At 71.8% G+C, this 17,394-nt stretch carries 11 protein-coding genes and 2 pseudogenes; 8 read left to right on the top strand and 5 right to left on the bottom strand.

Features of this window, described 5'->3' with window-relative positions; genetic code table 11:
* Positions 1-10: 10 nt before the first annotated feature.
* The gene (locus HNR25_RS01700; protein WP_184632845.1) at positions 11-1,435 is read right to left on the bottom strand and encodes a glycoside hydrolase family 16 protein; all 1,425 of its coding nucleotides are present in this window, start codon (positions 1,433-1,435) and stop codon (positions 11-13) included.
* A 429-nt stretch (positions 1,436-1,864) separates the two neighbouring features.
* Between HNR25_RS01700 and HNR25_RS01695 the strand changes: the two genes are divergently transcribed.
* The 4 genes from HNR25_RS01695 (at position 1,865) to HNR25_RS01680 (ending at position 8,915) form a co-directional block, all read left to right on the top strand.
* Complete coding sequence (locus tag HNR25_RS01695; RefSeq protein ID WP_184632843.1) at positions 1,865-2,866, top strand: LacI family DNA-binding transcriptional regulator; 1,002 nt, start codon at positions 1,865-1,867, stop codon at positions 2,864-2,866.
* A 536-nt stretch (positions 2,867-3,402) separates the two neighbouring features.
* Entirely contained in the window at positions 3,403-3,582 is a 180-nt protein-coding gene (locus tag HNR25_RS26720; RefSeq protein ID WP_184632841.1) for a plantaricin C family lantibiotic, read from the top strand.
* A gap of 121 nt (positions 3,583-3,703) precedes the next feature.
* Positions 3,704-6,685: a type 2 lanthipeptide synthetase LanM family protein gene (locus tag HNR25_RS01685; RefSeq protein WP_184632840.1), complete on the top strand. Its 2,982-nt coding sequence runs from the start codon at positions 3,704-3,706 to the stop codon at positions 6,683-6,685.
* Positions 6,686-6,752: 67 nt separating this feature from the next.
* Positions 6,753-8,915 carry a peptidase domain-containing ABC transporter gene (locus tag HNR25_RS01680; protein WP_184632838.1) on the top strand — a complete coding sequence of 721 codons (2,163 nt, stop codon included), beginning with the start codon at positions 6,753-6,755 and terminating at the stop codon, positions 8,913-8,915.
* A gap of 62 nt (positions 8,916-8,977) precedes the next feature.
* Here the strand turns inward: HNR25_RS01680 and HNR25_RS25595 are convergent.
* Positions 8,978-9,132, bottom strand: a pseudogene (locus tag HNR25_RS25595) (IS5/IS1182 family transposase); the annotation flags it as partial.
* Positions 9,133-9,272: 140 nt separating this feature from the next.
* Positions 9,273-9,644 carry a MerR family transcriptional regulator gene (locus HNR25_RS01675; RefSeq protein ID WP_184632836.1) on the bottom strand — a complete coding sequence of 124 codons (372 nt, stop codon included), beginning with the start codon at positions 9,642-9,644 and terminating at the stop codon, positions 9,273-9,275.
* A gap of 145 nt (positions 9,645-9,789) precedes the next feature.
* On the opposite strand from HNR25_RS01675, the gene HNR25_RS01670 reads away from it, so the two are divergent.
* Positions 9,790-10,695 carry an NADP-dependent oxidoreductase gene (locus HNR25_RS01670; protein WP_184632834.1) on the top strand — a complete coding sequence of 302 codons (906 nt, stop codon included), beginning with the start codon at positions 9,790-9,792 and terminating at the stop codon, positions 10,693-10,695.
* A 121-nt stretch (positions 10,696-10,816) separates the two neighbouring features.
* Here the strand turns inward: HNR25_RS01670 and HNR25_RS25590 are convergent.
* Positions 10,817-10,952: pseudogene (locus HNR25_RS25590) on the bottom strand (IS5/IS1182 family transposase); the annotation flags it as partial.
* A gap of 736 nt (positions 10,953-11,688) precedes the next feature.
* On the opposite strand from HNR25_RS25590, the gene HNR25_RS01665 reads away from it, so the two are divergent.
* The 3 genes from HNR25_RS01665 to HNR25_RS01655 all read left to right on the top strand — a co-directional run bounded on the left by HNR25_RS01665 (position 11,689) and on the right by HNR25_RS01655 (position 14,879).
* Positions 11,689-12,087 (top strand): transposase, encoded by a 399-nt coding sequence (locus tag HNR25_RS01665; RefSeq protein ID WP_312862296.1) that lies wholly within the window; start codon positions 11,689-11,691, stop codon positions 12,085-12,087.
* A gap of 240 nt (positions 12,088-12,327) precedes the next feature.
* Entirely contained in the window at positions 12,328-13,317 is a 990-nt protein-coding gene (gene murQ, locus HNR25_RS01660) for an N-acetylmuramic acid 6-phosphate etherase (protein WP_184632830.1), read from the top strand.
* A complete protein-coding gene (locus HNR25_RS01655) occupies positions 13,314-14,879 on the top strand; it encodes a PTS transporter subunit EIIC (protein ID WP_184632828.1) in 1,566 nt (521 codons plus the stop codon). Before murQ ends, HNR25_RS01655 begins: the two co-directional genes overlap by 4 nt.
* Positions 14,880-15,031: 152 nt before the next feature.
* Here HNR25_RS01655 and metE read toward each other — a convergent pair whose 3' ends face one another.
* On the bottom strand, positions 15,032-17,311 hold the full coding sequence (metE, locus tag HNR25_RS01650; protein WP_221457875.1) for a 5-methyltetrahydropteroyltriglutamate--homocysteine S-methyltransferase: 2,280 nt from the start codon (positions 17,309-17,311) through the stop codon (positions 15,032-15,034).
* Between the last annotated feature and the right edge of the window lie 83 nt (positions 17,312-17,394).

The raw sequence follows: 17,394 nt of genomic DNA, 5'->3' as shown, positions 1-17,394 counted from the left end.
CCAAGCGGCGTCAGACGGTCGAGAAGGTGAACCAGTTCAGGTTCACGAAGTCGGCCGGCTGGCCGCTGGCGAAGGTCACGTAGACGGTGTGCGTCCCGGTCACCGGGCTCATGTTCATCGGAACGGTCTGCCAGTTCTGCCATCCGCCGGTGTCGGCCACCGCGAAGTCGGCGACCGGATCGGCCGTGGGGCTGTCCAACCGGACCTCGACCAAGCCGCTCACCCCCTCGGGTGCGCCCGAGGCGACGCGCGCCTCGAAATGGCCGGCGGCGGTGTCGCCGAAGTCGACGCCGTCGAAGCGCAGCCGGTCGCCGTCGCCGATCTGGGCGACGTTCTGCCCGCCGCCCGTGTCCGACGTCGTCTCCAGCGCCGTGCCCGACTGCTGCTGGTAGTCCTCGGCCTGGATGGTGGAGCGGGCGTCCACCCCGCCTTCGGGCGGGTCGGGGTCGCCGCCGCCGTCGTCTCCGCCGCCGGAGCCGGATCCGCTCTCCCACACTCCGACGTAGTCCACGGTCATGGGCTCGCCGGGACGCGTGGCGTCGGTGGGGGTGGCGCTTCCCTGCACTCCGTCGGGGAAGGCGCCGCCCATGGCGACGTTGAGCAGGAGGAAGTAACCGGCGTGGTCGGTCATGTCGCTCCACGCCGACGAACCGATCCGGCCCTCGTCGACGCTGTGGTACTGCTGACCGTCGACGTACCAGCGCAGCTGGCTGGAGGAGCCGCTGCGGTCCCACTCGAAGCTGTAGGTGTGAAAGCCCGACTGGCAGGTCGAATCGGGGCAGGTCCGGCTGTCGCCGAGGCCTTCGGTCTCGTTGCAGGGGCCGCCGGGGTCGACCCCGCAGTGCAGCACACCCCAGACCGAGTCGATCCCGTTGACGTTCTCCATGATGTCGAACTCGCCCACGCCGGGCCAGTTCCAGTATTCGCCGCGGTAGGGCTCGCCCAGCGCCCAGAACGCCGGCCAGTAGCCCAGGGCCTCCTCGCCGGTGATGTCGGGTACCTGGAGCCGGCTTTCGATGCGCAGGGTCTCGCCGTCGGCGGGCTTGAAGTCGGCCCGCCGGGTCTCGATCCGCGCGGAGGTCCACTCCCCGGACGCGTCGCGCCGGGGTGTGATGCGCAGGTTGCCTTGCCCGTCGAGACCGATGTTCTCGGGGTCGTCCGTGTAGGTCTGCACCTCTCCGGTGCCCCAGTTGGCGGGTCCGCCGGGGTAGGACGTGCCGGTGTCGACGATCCACTTGTCGGAGTCGGGCAGTGCGCCCGCCTGACCGTCGAAGTCGTCGCTCCAGACCAGGTTCCAGCCGTCCGGTGGCGGTGGCGTGTCGGCCTGGGCGGGCGCGCTCGCCGTGCTCACCAGGGTGAGGGGCAGGACGAGGGCGGCGAGGGCGGCGAGGAGTCTGCGCGGGCGTGAGTTCCTGGAGGGCTGGGGGCTCTCCATGCTGACCTCTTTCCATACGGTTCGCAGGTGGGGGATGCGCTCGGTCAGTGGCTGTGCGTACCGCACCGCAGGAGCCGGGGGATCCGTGCGGGGCGGCCTCGGCGTGAGAGAGCGCTCTCTCACGCATCGAACATGGCACACGCCGCACCGTCAGGCAAGACCGCGAAGGCCGCCGGTTCACCGGTCGCCGCCGCATTGCTTCCGGACGGGCCCGCGGAACTGGAATGATGGACTGTGGCGGAGAATCCGCCGAGCGAGCGGATCATCGGCGTCGGCGCGACCGCTTCCGTGCGCGACCGCCGCACGCGTTCGCGAGCGGACGGACCGGCGGGACTCGCTGCGGTCGCCCGCCGGCGTCGCCGCCTGCGCGGAGCCGCACCGGTGAGAGCGCTCTCCGCAGAGCGGCGGCACGGACGGCAGGGAGGATCATTGGGTAGCAGACGTCCCACCTTGGAGGCGGTGGCCGCTCGGGCGCGGGTGTCCCGCGCGACCGTGTCCCGTGTGGTCAACGGGCAGAACACCGTCGACCCGGAGATCCGGGCCGCCGTGCTGCGCGCCGTCGAAGAACTGGGCTACGTCCCCAACTCGGCGGCGCGCAGCCTGGTCACGCGCCAGACCGACTCGATCGCCCTCGTCGTCTCCGAAGCGCCCACCCGCGTGTTCTCCGACGATCCGCTTTTCTCCCTGGTCATCCGCACCGCCAGTAGCGAGCTGGAGCGGGCCGGCAAACAGGCGGTGCTGATGCTCGCCGGCTCGCAGCGGGCCCAGGCGCGGGCCGAGAGCTACGTCTCCGGGGGACACGTGGACGGGGTCATGCTGCTGTCCATGCACGGAGCCGATCCGCTCCCGGGCGCTCTCGCGCGCATGCCGGTGCCCGTGGTGTCCTACGGCCGCCCCGCCGTCGCGGTGGACCTGGCCCACGTCGACAACGACAACGTGGGCGGCGCGGAGCAGGCCGTGCGCCACCTGCTCGACACCGGCCGCCGCCGCATCGCCGCCATCGCCGGTCCGCAGGACATGACCGCGGGCCAGGACCGCCTCACCGGCTACCGCGACGCGCTGCGCGCATCCGACCGCCGGTCGATCGTGGCGGAGGGCGACTTCACCCGCGCCTCCGGCGCGGCGGCCATGCGCCACCTGCTCGAAGACGACCCCGGCCTCGACGCCGTGTTCGCGGCCAACGACCTGATGGCCGTCGGCGCCCTGCAGACCCTGCGCAAAGCGGGGCGGCGCGTGCCCGACGACGTAGCCGTGATCGGCTTCGACGACATCGAAGCGGCCGACTTCACCGACCCTCCGCTGACCACGCTCCGCCACCCCGTCGTCGACCAGGCCACCGCCATGGTCGGCCTGGTCCTCACTCCGCCCGAGGAGCGCACACGCGACCGCGTGGTCCTGCCCACCGAACTGGTCGTGCGCGAGTCGGCCTGACCGCGGTACCCGCCGTCCGGCGGGTACCGCCGTTGGCCGGTCCCGGCCACGGATCCGCAGCGCCGCAGCGGGCCCGGTTCGGTGCACCCCGCCGCGGGCCGGGCCCCCGCCCCGAGCGGTCGGCCCGCCTCCTCCGGTGAGCAGGAACGATGCAGCCGCTTCCGGGTGCCGCCGGTACTGCCCGGGCGCGGCGCGCCCGCCCGGGCGCCCCGCGGCCACATGAGACGGGGCGGGGTGCCGACCCGCCCGGCACCGTCTCACGCGGAGGCCGGACCCGGCCTCCGCGGACGCGTCCCGTGCCGGGCCCGGCCGGGCGCGCCGGTCCCCGACCCCCGAAAGACCGGCTGTTTCACGTGGCCGACTTCCGCCACAGAATACGCGGTGCGTTTCTCCAGGTAAGTCCGTATTTCCGATGGGCTGGCCGTTTTCGGACGGACTGCACCGATACCGGTTGTGCTTTACGGGATTGTGTGTTTTGTTTCTTCCGGTGCTTCGACGGCACCTTTGTGCACACCCCATCGACAGAAGGAGAAGCTGTGGACTCCCACGTTCTCGACCCCGCCGGCAGCATGATCGAGGAGCTCACCGACCAGGACCTTTCGGGGAAGGAGGGCGGCCAGTCGGGCGGCCTGTGGACGGTCCCCGGAACCCATACGATCGGCGCCGTCTGCACGATCTCCTGGGAGTGCAACGGCGGAACGGTCTGCGGCAACTAAGAGCGCATTCCGCCGACCGGCGAATCCGCTGGGGAAAACGACGGGAGGCCCCGCTGCGGCGGCGGTCTCCCGTCCGTAGAATGAGGAGAACACCACGTTGCTTCGGGTCGGCGACCGCCGGATGGAATTCTTTCCGGAACTCGCATCGGAGGACGATGTGTATTCGCTCGTCCGGCGCATCTCCGGATCCGAAGCGGAGCGGGTGCTGGCATCGCCGGCGCAGGCGCGGCCCGCTTCGCCTCCGGTTCCCGGACCGGATGACGGATCCGCGCCGGCGGGGCCGGACGGCGGCCTGTTCTCCGGCTTCCTAGCCGCCGTGCTCGCCGGCGAACTCGCCGACCTCGACCGCACCGTGCGCTCCTCGCCGCTGGTCGGCTCCGACTGCGACGGACTCGTCGAAACGCTTTCGCAGCAACTGCACGAACAGGTGCGGGGACTGTGCCTGCGCACACTGGTCACCGACCTCCACGATTACCGCGAACGGTCACTGCTGTCGGGATCCGACAGCCGGGAACGCTACGCGCACTTCGAGCGGATCGCGGCGTCGCCCGCCTACACCGAATCGCTGGCGCAGCGCTTCCCCGGACTCTTCGAATCGCTGCGGAGGACCGCCGGGCGGTTCGTCGGCGGCATCGGCCGGATCCTCGCCGACACACAGCAGAAGATGCCGGAGCTGAGCCGGGTGTTCGGCCTCGGCGAGGCACCCGAGATCACCGGGATCCGGGCCGGAATGGGCGATACCCACCGAGGCGGACGGGCCGTGGCCTTCCTCGATTTCGCCGGCGGCACCCGGATCGTCTACAAGCCCCGGCCGATGGAAGTCGAGCGCGCCTACCACGAGCTGGCGCGCAGGACGAGCCGCGCGTCCGGAATCCCCTTCGGATCGCTGGACGTCGTCGCGGGCGAGGACTGCGGCTGGGAGGAGTACGCCGAATCCGACCCGCCGCAGGACACCCGCAGCGCCGCCGGGTTCTACCGCAACACCGGATCACTCGTCTGCCTGCTCTACTTCCTGCGCGCGATGGACGTCCATTACCAGAACATCGTCTGCCGCGGAGCCGTTCCCTGCCTGGTCGACGCCGAGACCCTCCTGGCGATCAACCCCTCCGCCGACGACGGCGGCGGCGCCGACAAGCGCGCCTCCGAGGCGCTGAGCCGCTCGGTCAAGATGATCGGGCTGCTGCCCTCGGTCATCGAGAATCCCAGTGACGAACTCGGCGTGATCGACGTCGGGCTCCTCGGCTACACCCGGGGACAGACGTCGCCGTTCAAGTCCCTGGTCGTGGTCGGCCACGGGCGCGACGACATGCGCCTGGAGTTTCGCAACCTGCCCGTCGGGGACCCGGCGCCCGCCCCGCGTCTGGACACCTCCGAAGAGGAGATCGACGAGGTCGTCGCGGGGTTCGAAACCGCCTACGACTGGATCTCGGGCCACCGGACCGAGTTCTCGCACTGGATCGGCGAACTCTTCGGCGACGTCTCCGTCCGGTTCGTCGCCGAGAACACGCACTTCTACTCCCAACTGCTGCGGATGGCCACCCACCCGAAGCTCCAGGGCGCCGACGGCGCGGGACGGCTGCTCTTCCACCGCGTGGGGGTGGGGCGCCCGGACGTACCCGCACCGATCCTGCGCGCGGAGATCGAGGACCTGCTGGAAGGCGACGTCCCCTACTTCGAGCTGCGGAGCGGCTCCGCCGACGTCTTCGACTCCCGAGGGCGAAGCCTCGGCCGGCACCTCGCCCGGCCGCCGATCGACACGGCGCGCGAACTCGTCGCCTCCAGCTCGGACGCCGACCGCGACCGCAACTCCTCCATCATCCGGCTGTCCTACGTGTCCAAGCTCCGCCGCGCGAACGACCGCACCGGCTTCGCCTTCGCCGGCCCCTCCGCCGGCGGCGGGCAGGCGGCGGGCGACGTGGCCCGGGACACCGTCGGGCGCATCGCCGACGGCATCGTGTCCCAGCGCATCGACGGCACCGCCCCGCTGCCGCCCACCTGGATCGGCGCGCGCATCTCGCCGACGGCGCTGCAGTACTGGAAGGTCGAGGAGCTCGGTACGGACTTCTACTCCGGTTCTCCCGGACTCGCCTACTTCCTGGGCCAGGCCGGCGGCGTCCTGGAGCGCGACGAGTGGACCGCACCGGCGATGCGGTACTTCACCCGCCTGTCCCGACGGCTCGTCGAGCACGGGATCTCCGATATCGAGAACCTCCTGCCCGGCATGTACACCGGGGCCGGCGGCATCGCCTACGCGATGCACAACCTGGCCGACACCGCCGCGGACCCCGAACTGCGCCACCTCGCCGACGGGCTGTGGCGGCGTCTTCCCGAGGCGCTGCCGGAGACGCCCGAGCTCGACGTCCTGGGCGGTGCCGCCGGGCTGCTGGGCGCGTCCCTGACCCTGGCGGAGCGACTGCGGGGCACCGAGTACGAGGCCCACTGCCTGGAGACCGCGACCGCCTTCTACGAACGGACCCGCAGCGCCGTCGAGCACCTGCGGGCCGACCCCGGGGCGACCTACTACTCGGGCTTCGCCCACGGCGTGTCGGGCGTGTACCCCTACCTTCTGCGCTATGACGCCGAGGTGGGCCACCCGGCCTGCGCCGGCCTGGTCGAGTTCCTCCTCGACCGGGAGCGGGCGCTGTTCGACGAGGCGACGGGCACGTGGGCGATCGGCAACGACAGCGAGAACGCGGCGCACGGGTGGTGCCACGGGGCGCCGGGCATGCTGCTGGCCAAGTGCCTCGCCGCGACGTTCGCGCCGGCGTTGCTGGACGGGTTCCGCTCCGAGATCCGGCTGCTGCTCGACACCGTCCTGTCCTCCTCGTTCGGGCACAACCTCACCCTGTGCCACGGCGACCTCGGAAACCTGCAGATCGTCTCCTTCGCGGCCGGCGTCCTCGGCGACACCGCGTTGCAGGACCGCGCCGAGAGGCGCCTGGACGATTTCGCCCGCGACACGCTTCCCGGCCTCCTCGACCGGGAGGGCAGCCGGCATGTGCTGGCCGAGAGCGTGATGGCGGGCCGCGCGGGGATCGGCCTGACCCTGCTGCGGCGGCTGCGCCCCGACACCGTTCCGCCGGTGCTGTGGTTCCTCCGGTGATCCGGCGGCCGCATCGGGACGGGGGCCGCACCGCACCGCCGCCCGGACCGGCAGGAGAGGACGCCCGGTGAGAGTCAGTCCGCTGTACCAGAACGTGCAGACCGAATGCGGCCTGTGCTGCTGCGGCATGCTCATCTCGGTCCACGACCGCAACTTCTCGATGGCGCGGTTCCGGCAGACCTACGAAGTCGGGCGCGACGGCATGGCCGTCCGCGACATCGTCGGCGTCCTGCGGGACCGCGGTCTGCGCGTCCGGGCCCTGCGGGTCAAGCCCGGAGGCGCCGGCGGGGTCCCGACCCCCTTCATCGCGTTCTGGGGCCGGCGCCACTTCGTGGTGGTGGAGAAGGTCGGCGACCAGGGGGCCCGGATCGTCGATCCGGGGCGCGGCAGGATCGAGATCGGCGCCGACGAGTTCGACGCGGAGTTCTCCGGAATCGCCGTCACGGCGGAACCGGCGCCGGGATTCGCCGAGAGCCGGGAGCGTCCGCGCAGCGAGTGGTGGCGGCTGCTGCCCTACGTACGCTTCGCGGCCGGCCCCCTCGCCCTGCTCGTCGCCGTTTCGCTGGTCGCGTTCGGCGCGGTCCTGGCCGTTCCGATGCTGACCCAGGCCCTCGTGGACGCCTATACCGCCGGGCAGGGGGGAGCCGGTCCCGGCGGAGCCGGGCTGCTGGTGCTCGTGTTCGCCGCGACCGCGGCGGGCTACCTGGCGGCCCAGACCGGAAAGGTGCTGCTGACGATCCGCTCGGTCAAGCGCATGGGCCGGTTCATGGCGGACTCGGTCTTCGAGCACCTGCTGCGCCTGCCGTACAAGTTCTTCGCCATGCGCTCCACCGGGGACCTGCTGTTCCGGCTGAACAACGTCACCCGGCTGCGCGACTTCCTCGCCAACGACCTGGTCAGCGGGACGATGAGCGTGCTGCTGACCCTGGTCCTGGCCGGCTACATGCTGGCGCGGTCGCCGATGCTCGCGGCGGTGGCGTTCGCGCTCTTCGCGCTCGCCCTGGCGCTGCTGTTCGCCACGCGGGCGCGGATCTCGCAGGCGTCGCTGTCGGAGGTCGAAGAGCAGGCCAAAGGGCAGGCCGTCCAGGTCGAGGCGGTCGGCGCCGTCTCCACCATCAAGACCAGCGGAGCCGAGGACGAGTTCGTCCGGGCCTGGGAGCAGGCCAACCACCGGATCCTGGACCGCTACCACCGCAGGGCCTGGTGGCAGGGGATGACCGGGGCCGGCATCCAAGCGGTGCAGACGTTGGGCCCGCTGCTCGTCGTCGCTGCGGGCCTGCGGCTGGCGCCCGCCGCGGGCATGTCCCTGGGCGAGGTGATGGCGTTCCAGGTGGCGGCGTCGTCGTTCTTCGCTCAGGCGTCGACGACGTTCACCACGGTGACGAAACTGTTCGAGGTCAAAGCGCTCCTCTACCGCATCGGCGACATTCTGGATACGCCCGAGGACGCGACGTTCGGCGACGGCACGCTGGAGACCCTGGACGGCCGCATCGAGCTGCGGGACGTCTGGTTCTCCTACTCGCGCTACAGCGCGCCCGTTCTGCGCGGCGTCGACCTCGACGTCGCCCCTGGCCAGAAGGTCGGGATCGTCGGAGCATCGGGGTCGGGCAAGAGCACCCTGGCCCGGCTGCTGGCGGGTCTCTACCGCCCCACGGACGGGCGCATCCGCTACTCGGGCCGCGCGATCGGCGAGTACCGCAAGAGCGCGTTCTTCGACTCGGTGGCCTTCGTGCACCAGGAAGTCGTCCTGCAGAACAAGACGATCCGGGAGAACGTCAGCTGGGGGACCGGGCGCGCGGACCCCGGATCGGTCGAGCACGCCGCCCGACGCGCGCGCATCCACGACGAGATCCTGGCGATGCCGATGGGCTACGAGACGCTGATCAGCCAGTTCGGCGAGGGCATATCCGGCGGCCAGCGCCAGCGGATCCTGCTCGCCCGGGCTCTGCTGAAGAACCCCCGAATCGTGATCCTCGACGAGGCGACGAGTTCGCTCGACACGGTCAACGAGCGCGCGATCGCCGCCGAGTTCGACGACCGGGAAGCGGTCCGGGTCGTGATCGCCCACCGCCTTTCGACGATCGAGGACGCGGACGTGATCTACGTGATGCGCGACGGCGAGGTCGTCGAGCGCGGCACGCACGGCGAACTGATCGCCGGCGGGGGCGAGTACGCCCAGCTGCACCGGCGCCAGAGCGCCGAGCGCGAGGAGCCGGTCGGACGGGGATAGGCACGGCGGGCAGGGGCGCCGTCGGGCCGAGGAACCCGGTCACCCGCTTCGGCGCAGGTCGCGCCTTTGTGCAGGTAGGCGATCGCGAGCAGGGCCTGGCGGCCGGCGGAGAGTCGGCGCCACCGGGTTCCGCGCTGTGTGCGGTGGGCCCGCAGCGCGTCGGCGAGCACGCCGAGCGCGCGGCTGGAACATTCATCCCGGAGGGGTAGGACAGCACGTGGAGTTCCCGGTCGGACGGTTTGATCTCGGCAATCGCCCGTCTGCCGGGAGCTTCGCTTGTTCGTGGCCGCGCCGCGCCGTACACCCTCCGAGCAGCCCGAACACCAGGTTGGCAAAGGCTCAGTGCGGCAGTAGCCTTCACCTCACGTGAGAGCAGTCGGAATCAGGGTCCCGCGCGACGGCGATCACGTCGTCGAGCCGGTCGCGCACAGCGAGCAGGTCGGTGATCCGCTGGTCGACGCGGACACGCTCGGCCGCCATCTGGTCCAGGAGTTCCGGGGACGCTTTCACTTCACCCGAGTCCACGCACGGCAGCACCTTGCGGACCACTCTGCTCGGGAGGCCCGCGGCATACAGCTGTTGGATCAGCCGGACTCGGTCGACGGCAGTGTCGGGGTAATGCCGCTGGCCGCCGGGACTGCGGCTTGCCTGGAGTAGACCCTGTTCCTCGTAATAGCGCAGCGCCCGGACGCTCACTCCCGCCTTCTCGGCGACCTCACCGATGCGCACCGGTCCTCCTCTATCGGGCGGCCCGCCCGACTTGCATCTGACGTCGACGTCAGGTTCTAGCGTAGCGGGCGTCGGCACTCGCCGAACATTCACCCCACTGATTTCACGAACGGCCGGTGCAGGCCGTGTTGAAAGGCAGAACGTCATGCGCGCAGTCCGTTATCACGAGTACGGCGGTGTCGAGACTCTCATGGTCGAGCAGGTGTCGGACCCGCATCCCGGGGCCCGCGAGATCCGCATCCGCGTTGCGGCGGCCGGCGTCAATCCCGTCGACTGGAAGGTGCGTTCCGGTGCGGTGCACGAGGTGCTCCCCGTGGACTTGCCCGCGATTCCTGGGCGTGATGCCGTCGGCGTGGTCGACGAGACCGGTGAGAGTGTGCAGGGCGTGAGCATCGGCGACCGTGTCTTCGGGCTGGGCGGCGTCACCGGCGCGACGGCGGAGCTGGCCGTGCTCTCGGCCTGGGCCCACGCGCCCACCACGTGGACCGACGAGGAGGCCGCCGGCGCCGGTCTGGGATCCGTGACCGCGATGGGCGGACTGAAGGCGCTCGGTCCCCTGCGGGGGCGCACTCTGCTCATCGAGGGCGCCGCCGGAGGAGTGGGCAGTGCTGCGGTCGAGATCGCGGTGGCTCAGGGCGCCACCGTGATCGGGACGGCCAGCGAGCGCAATCACGCGTTTCTTACCTCTCTCGGAGCCGTTCCCACCACCTACGGCACTGGCCTCGCGGAACGCCTCGCCGCCCTGGCTCCGGACGGTGTCGACATCGCCCTCGACACTGCGGCCTCCGGGTCTCTGGCCGATCTCATCGCGATCGTGGGCGACCCTGTCCGCGTGTCGACGATCGCCGACTACGCCAACGCGCATCGCCTGGGTGTGCATTTGGCCAACGCGGAAAACGATTCCGCGCTCCTCGCCGAAGCGGGCGAACTCGGCCGGCAAGCCCGCTACACACCGCGCATCGAGCGGACCTACCCGCTCGAACGGATCGCGGAAGCGCACGCATACGCCGAGCGGGGACACACGCGGGGGAAGATCGTGGTCTGTATGTGAGCTTGTCCCACCGTTCGGGGCTGCCCACGGCTGCGGCCGCGGGCAGCCCGCACCTCCGGATCACCGGTCCTGGAGCGATCCGACCACCTCGGAGATCATTGCGTTAGGAGTTCTTCGGGTCCAGGCAGCTCAGCCCCTGGCGGCCGGCGGAGAGCCGGCGCCACCGGGTTCCGACCTGTTTGCGGTGGGCCCGCAGCGCGTCGGCGAGCACGCCGAGCGCGCGGCTGGAACATTCATCCGGAGGGGTAGGGCAGCACGTGGAGTTCCCGGTCGGACGGTTTGATCTCGGCAATCGCCCGTCTGCCGGGAGCTTCGCTTGTTCGTGGCCGCGCCGCGCCGTACACCCTCCGAGCAGCCCGAACACCAGGTTGGCAAAGGCTCGCTCACGTCGTCGGGCGCGGTGCGGTCCCCGTGCGTTCGCCGACGTTCTCGATTTCGCGCAACCGGGGTCCCCTGTCCGCGGATATCGGCGGTGCGGGAACGGCGGCGGGGGAGCGTTCGCGCGGACCGGGACAGGATAGGCGTTCCCCTCCTTCTGAAATATCCGACGCAGGTACGCGGGGGCGTGACCGGGCACCGGCTTTCGAGGGGAGCGGCGTCCCCGCGGATCCCGGAACGCGGAGTCCGCGCAGTTCGGAGTCCGTTCGCGCCTATATCCGATACCGGTTCCGGACGCGCCGCCGGCTGGCCGGAAGCGGCGTCCGCGGCCGGTTCCGCTGTGGCGTGTCGCAGGCGGATACCGGGTTCGGCGGTGCCGGGAGGAACGGCGTGGGGCGCGGCGGCAGAACGGTCGACGGGTCCCGCCTCCCGGGCGGCGGGTTCGGGGCCGCCCGGGAGGTGCCTGCCGGCGGGGAACCGGAATGCGAATCGCGGAGCGGAAGGATTCGCGATTCCTCGCGTAGCGGCTTAACGGGAATACGGTGAGACATCGGATATGTTGGTTTCCATGCGTCACCTGTCGGTATAAGAAGTGCTAGTTGGGGATTCCCGTTCGTGTCTCATCGCGGTTCCACTGCGGAGAATTCTGTCCGCTGCGATTCCGGGCTGTCCCGGCGGCTGGTGTCGGACAGCCTGTGGGAGCTCGCCGTGCCCCTGCTCCCATCGTTCGGGGCGCGGCGCCAGGGAGGCGGTACGGCGCCGGTCGACGACCGTGCCGCGTTCACCGCGGTGGTCTACGTGCTGACCAGCGGATGCGTATGGCGCCGGCTGCCGGCGGAGTTCGCCGTGTCGCCCGCGACCGCCCACCGCCGGTTCACGGCCTGGACGCGGGCGCACGTGTGGCCGCGGCTGCACCGTGCGGTGGCGGCTGAAGCCCCCGCCGAACTCGGGTGGACGGAGGTGATCGTGGACGCCGCGGCGGCCCGGGCCGATCCGGCGGTATCCGAGCGGTGACCGGGGCGGCCCGAGCGGGCGCACCCGCCGCGGGGCGAGGAGGCCGGCGCGGATTCGCGGAGGGGCCTGCGGTGCGCGGTGGCCGAGTGGGCGTCCGCGCCGCGGCCGCTCCCGTGTGCGCGCCCACCCCCGTGCGCTGGGCATGAAGGTTTTTTAATTGACATTCGCCACATCAGGTGAAAATTTTCCATGCCACGGACCGCCCGCCGGGCGCACGCGTCGGAAGGATCGCTCCTGCCCATGGCCACCACCGACACCACCGGCCCCGGCGGCCGGCGCACCGACCTCGCCGGTCTGGCGACCGAGGCCCGGCGCGACGACCTGAGCGGGATCGACGAGATGGCCACCGAGGCCATCGTGCGCACCATGAACGCCGAGGACCGCACGGTGGCCCCCGCGGTCGCCGCCGCCGCTGCGGCCATCGCCGCGGCCGTCGACGCCGTCGCCGCGCGGATGGCCCGCGGCGGACGGCTCGTCTACGCCGGCGCCGGTACCGCGGGACGCCTGGGCGTGCTGGACGCCTCCGAGTGCCCGCCCACCTTCAACACCGATCCCGAGCAGGTGATCGGGCTGATCGCCGGCGGCCCCGCTGCGATCCGCGGAGCCGTGGAGAACGCCGAGGACGACACCCGCGCCGCTGCGGCCGACCTGGACGGACTGGAGCTCTCCCCCGAGGACGCCGTCGTGGGCGTCTCCGCCTCCGGGCGGACCCCGTACTCGGTCGCGGCGGTATGCTGCGCCGCCGGACGCGGCGCTTTGACCGTCGGCGTGTCCTCCAACCCCGGCTCGCCCCTGGGAGACGCCGCCGACCACGCCATCGAGGTCGACACCGGCCCCGAGCTGATCACCGGCTCCACCCGGCTCAAGGCCGGAACCGCACAGAAGCTGGTCCTGAACACGCTCTCCACCGTCACCATGATCCGCCTGGGCAAAACCTACGGAAACCTCATGGTCGACCTGCTCAGCACGAACGAGAAACTGCGGGCGCGTGCCCACCGCATCGTCGGGATGGCCACCGGTGCCGACGACGACGAGGTGGACCGGGCCCTGTCCGCCGGCGCCGGGGACGTCAAGACGGCGATCCTCACCATCCTCGGCCGCGTCGGTGCCGAGGAAGCCGGCCGCCTCCTGGACGCCTGCGGCGGCCGACTCCGCGACGCGGTCGAAACGGCCGCTCGCGGGGACCGGATCCGCCCGACCCCCCTGAGTTCGGAAGGAAGTCGGCAATGAGCGACCCGGGTGCCGCCGGCCACGCGGCCACGGCCTACGACCTCCTCGCGCTCGTCGGCGGCGAGCGCAACGTCACCTCCGCCGCCAACTGCATCAGCCGGCTGCGGATCGGCGTCGCCGACCGCGCGCTCGTCCGGGATCAGGAGATCCGCGACCACCCGAAGGTGCTCGGCGTGGTCGAGGACGAGACCTTCCAGATCGTGCTGGGCCCCGGAGCGGTCTCCACGGTCGCCGAGGAGTTCTCCCGCGCGGTCGAGGCCGAGCGCGCGGGCGGCCGAGCGGCCGGGGCCGCGCCCGCCGCCGACGCCCCGGACGGCGACGCCGAAGCGCTGGCCGCCGAAGGCGAGGCGATCCGGGCGGCGAACACGAGGCGCAACGCCACACCGTTCAAGCTGCTTCTGCGGCGCATCGCCGACATCTTCGTGCCGCTGATCCCCGCACTGATCGCCTGCGGCATCCTCGCCGGCGTCACCGGAGTGCTGACCAACCTCGGCTGGCTGGGCCCGGTGCTGCCCGCGCTGGACGCGATCGCCAAGGGCTTCATGTCCCTGATCATGGTGTTCGTCGGGATGAACGCCGCCAAGGAGTTCGGCGGCACTCCGGTGCTGGGCGGCGCCGTCGCCGCCATCATCCCCTTCGCCGGGGTGGCCGACGTCCAGGCGTTCGGCGTCGACCTCGAACCCGGGCAGGGCGGTGTGCTGGGCGCCCTGGGCGCAGCGGTGCTGTGCGCCTGCGTCGAACGCCGGACACGCCGGTGGGTGCCCGAGAACCTGGACATCCTCGTCACACCCACCGTCGCCGTCCTGGTATCGGGCCTGGTCACCGTTTACGGGCTGATGCCGGTGGCCGGAGAGGTCTCCGCGGCCATCGGTGTGGCGGCGAACTGGCTGCTGGGCTACGCGGGAGCGCCGGCCGGATTCCTGCTGGGCGGGACGTTCCTGCCGCTGGTGATGCTGGGGCTGCACCAGGCCCTCATCCCCATCCACACCACCCTGATCGGCGTCGACGGATTCACCGTGCTGCTTCCGGTGCTGGCGATGGCCGGCGCGGGCCAGGTGGGCGCCGCCTTCGCGCTGTACCTGCGGCTCAAGAACAACGCGGGCATCCGCGCCACCATCCGCTCGGCACTGCCCGCGGGCCTGCTCGGGGTGGGGGAGCCGCTGATCTACGGGGTGACGCTGCCGTTGGGCCGGCCGTTCGTGACCGCCTGCGCCGGCGGCGCGGTGGCCGGCGGCTTCCTCGGCCTGGCCAACCAGCTCGGGGTCAGTGCCGGGTCGACGGCGATCGGCCCCTCCGGATGGACCCTGTTCCCCCTGGTGCAGGGCAGCCAAGGCATCGGCGCCGCGGTCGCGGTCTACGGCCTGGGCCTGGTGGTGGGCTATATCGCCGGCTTCGCGCTGACCTACTTCTTCGGCCTGAGCCGCCAGGCCGCAACCGAACTCAACACGGCCGGGACCATCGCACCGGACGCCGCACCCGAGCAGGACCCGCCCGGCGAGTCCCCGGCACCGTCCCGCCCCTCCGGCGATCCGGCGCAGACCCGCACCTCCGGAGGCGGCTGACGGGCACGGCCGCCGCACCCGCGCCACGGGCCGGCGCGGGAGGCCGCGCGATCCGGCTCCGGGACGCCGGCGGATGCGGCGCACCGGGAGGGGGCGCCGCCGCGGGCGGCGCCGGAGTCTCGACTCTCCGTCGGCACCGCCCGCGGCTCAGATCAGCGCAGGGAGCGGCGCACCGCTGCCGCCGCGCCGACCATGCTGTGCAGAGCCGACTCGACCTCGGCGTAGCCGCGGGTCTTGAGCCCGCAGTCGGGATTGACCCACAGCCGCTGCGCAGGAACGGCCTTCAGCGCGGCGCGCAGGAGATCGGCGACCTCCTCGGCCTCGGGAACCCGCGGCGAATGGATGTCGTAGACGCCGGGCCCCACCCCGCGGGCGAAGCCGACCGCGTTCAGGTCGTCGAGCACCTCCATACGGGAGCGCGCCGCCTCGATACTGGTCACGTCGGCGTCCAAAGCGACGATCGCGTCGATCACGTCGCCGAACTCGGAGTAGCACAGGTGGGTGTGGATCTGCGTGGAGTCGGCGACCCCGGAAGTCGCCAACCGGAACGCCTCCACCGCCCAGTCCAGGTACTGCCGGCGGTGGTCCGCGCGCAGGGGCAGCAGCTCCCGCAGCGCCGGTTCGTCGACCTGAACCACGCGGATCCCGGCCGCCTCCAGATCACCGGCCTCGTCCCGGATCGCCAGCGCCACCTGCGCGGCCGTATCGGCCAGCGGCTGGTCGTCGCGCACGAACGACCACGCCAGAATGGTCACCGGGCCGGTGAGCATACCCTTGACCGGCTTGTCCGTCAGGCTTTGGGCGTATTCGGCCCACTCCACGGTGATCGCCTCCGGCCGCGCGACGTCGCCGAAGAGGATCGGCGGGCGCACGCACCGGGAACCGTAGGACTGCACCCACCCCTGGTCGGTGGCGGCGAAACCCTCCATGTGCTCGGAGAAGTACTGCACCATGTCGTTGCGCTCGGGCTCGCCGTGCACCAGGACGTCCAGACCCAGCCGCTCCTGCAGCTCGACGACGCCCGCGATCTCCTCCCGCATCCGCCGGATGTAGGCCGCCCGGTCGATGCCGCCCGTGCGCGCCGCGGCGCGGGCCTCGCGGACCCCGGCCGTCTGCGGGAAGGAGCCGATCGTCGTCGTCGGCAGCGGCGGCAGCCGCAGCGACTCCTCCTGGGCCCGCCGCCGGGCCTCGTAGTCCGTGCGGCGCGCGTGCTCCGGCCGCAGCGACGCCACCCGCTCCTGCGCGCGGTGGTTGCGCACACCCTCCGCACGCATCCGGTCGGCGACCGCTGCGGAAGCGGCGGCCAGTTCTCCGGCGACGGCGTCGCGGCCCTCGCGCAGCGCCCGGCCCAGGGTGACGACTTCGTCCACCTTCTGCCGGGCGAAAGCCAGCCACGACTTCACCTGCGGATCGATCCCGGATTCGGCCTCGACGTCGTAGGGCACGTGCAGAAGCGAGCACGACGTGCCCACCGCCACCTCACCGGCCAGGCCCAGCAGCGTTGCCGCTGTCGTCAGGGCCGCATCGAGGTCGGTGCGCCAGACGTTGCGGCCGTCGACCAGCCCGGCGACCAGCGTCTTGTCGCGCAGGCCGTACAGCGCCGCCGGCCTCTCCAGCGCGGACCGGCCGGCGACCAGGTCCAGCCCCAGCGCCTCGACGGGCGAAGAGGCGAGCACGCCGAGCCCTTCACCGAGATCGCCGAAGTAGCCCGCCGCCATGAGGCGCGGGCGCTCCCGCAGCTCGCCGAGCCTGCGGTAGGCCGCCCGCAGCGCGTCCAGCTCCGATTCCGAGCGGTCGGCCGCGAACGCCGGCTCGTCGAGCTGGATCCACTCCACACCGGCGTCGCGCAGCTCCGACAGCAGTTCGGCGTAGGCGTCCAGGACGTCCTCCAGCCGGTCCAGCGGCCGGAATCCCTCCGGCGCCTGCTCGGCGGGCTTGGACAGCAGTAGGAACGTCACCGGCCCCACCAGCACCGGACGGGTCGCCACGCCCAGTTCCAGCGCCTCCCGGTACTGCTCGACGGGGGTGCGGTCGGCGAGCCGGAACCGCGTGTCCGGCCCGATCTCCGGCACCAGGTAGTGGTAGTTCGTGTCGAACCACTTCGTCATCTCCAGCGGCACCGCGGAGTCCGCGCCGCGCGCCATGGCGAAGTAGGTGTCCAGGGGGCCCAGCCCCAGTCCGCTGAAGCGCGGGGGCACCGCACCGAACGTGACCGCGGTGTCCAGCACCTGGTCGTAGAACGAGAACGTGTTGCCCGGTACCGAGTCCAGTCCGGCGTCGGCGAGCGTGCGCCACGTGTCCGTGCGGACCCGGCGCGCCTCCTCGCGCAGCTCCGCCTCGCTGCTGCGCCCCGACCAGTAACTCTCCAGCGCACGCTTGAGCTCCCGGTCGGGTCCGATCCGGGGATAGCCCAGTACAGTCGATCCGATCATGCTGGTCAACGCTCTCTCCTCGCGAGCTCGACGGCAGGCTCCGAGGGCTGCGGCGGCCAGAGGCCGACCAGCGAGCAGCGGCG

It is taken from the genome of Streptomonospora salina (genome assembly GCF_014204715.1).
Taxonomy (GTDB): Bacteria; Actinomycetota; Actinomycetes; order Streptosporangiales; family Streptosporangiaceae; genus Streptomonospora; species Streptomonospora salina.
Note: the sequence above shows the minus strand (reverse complement) of the source record. Positions and strands in the feature narration are given on the sequence as shown.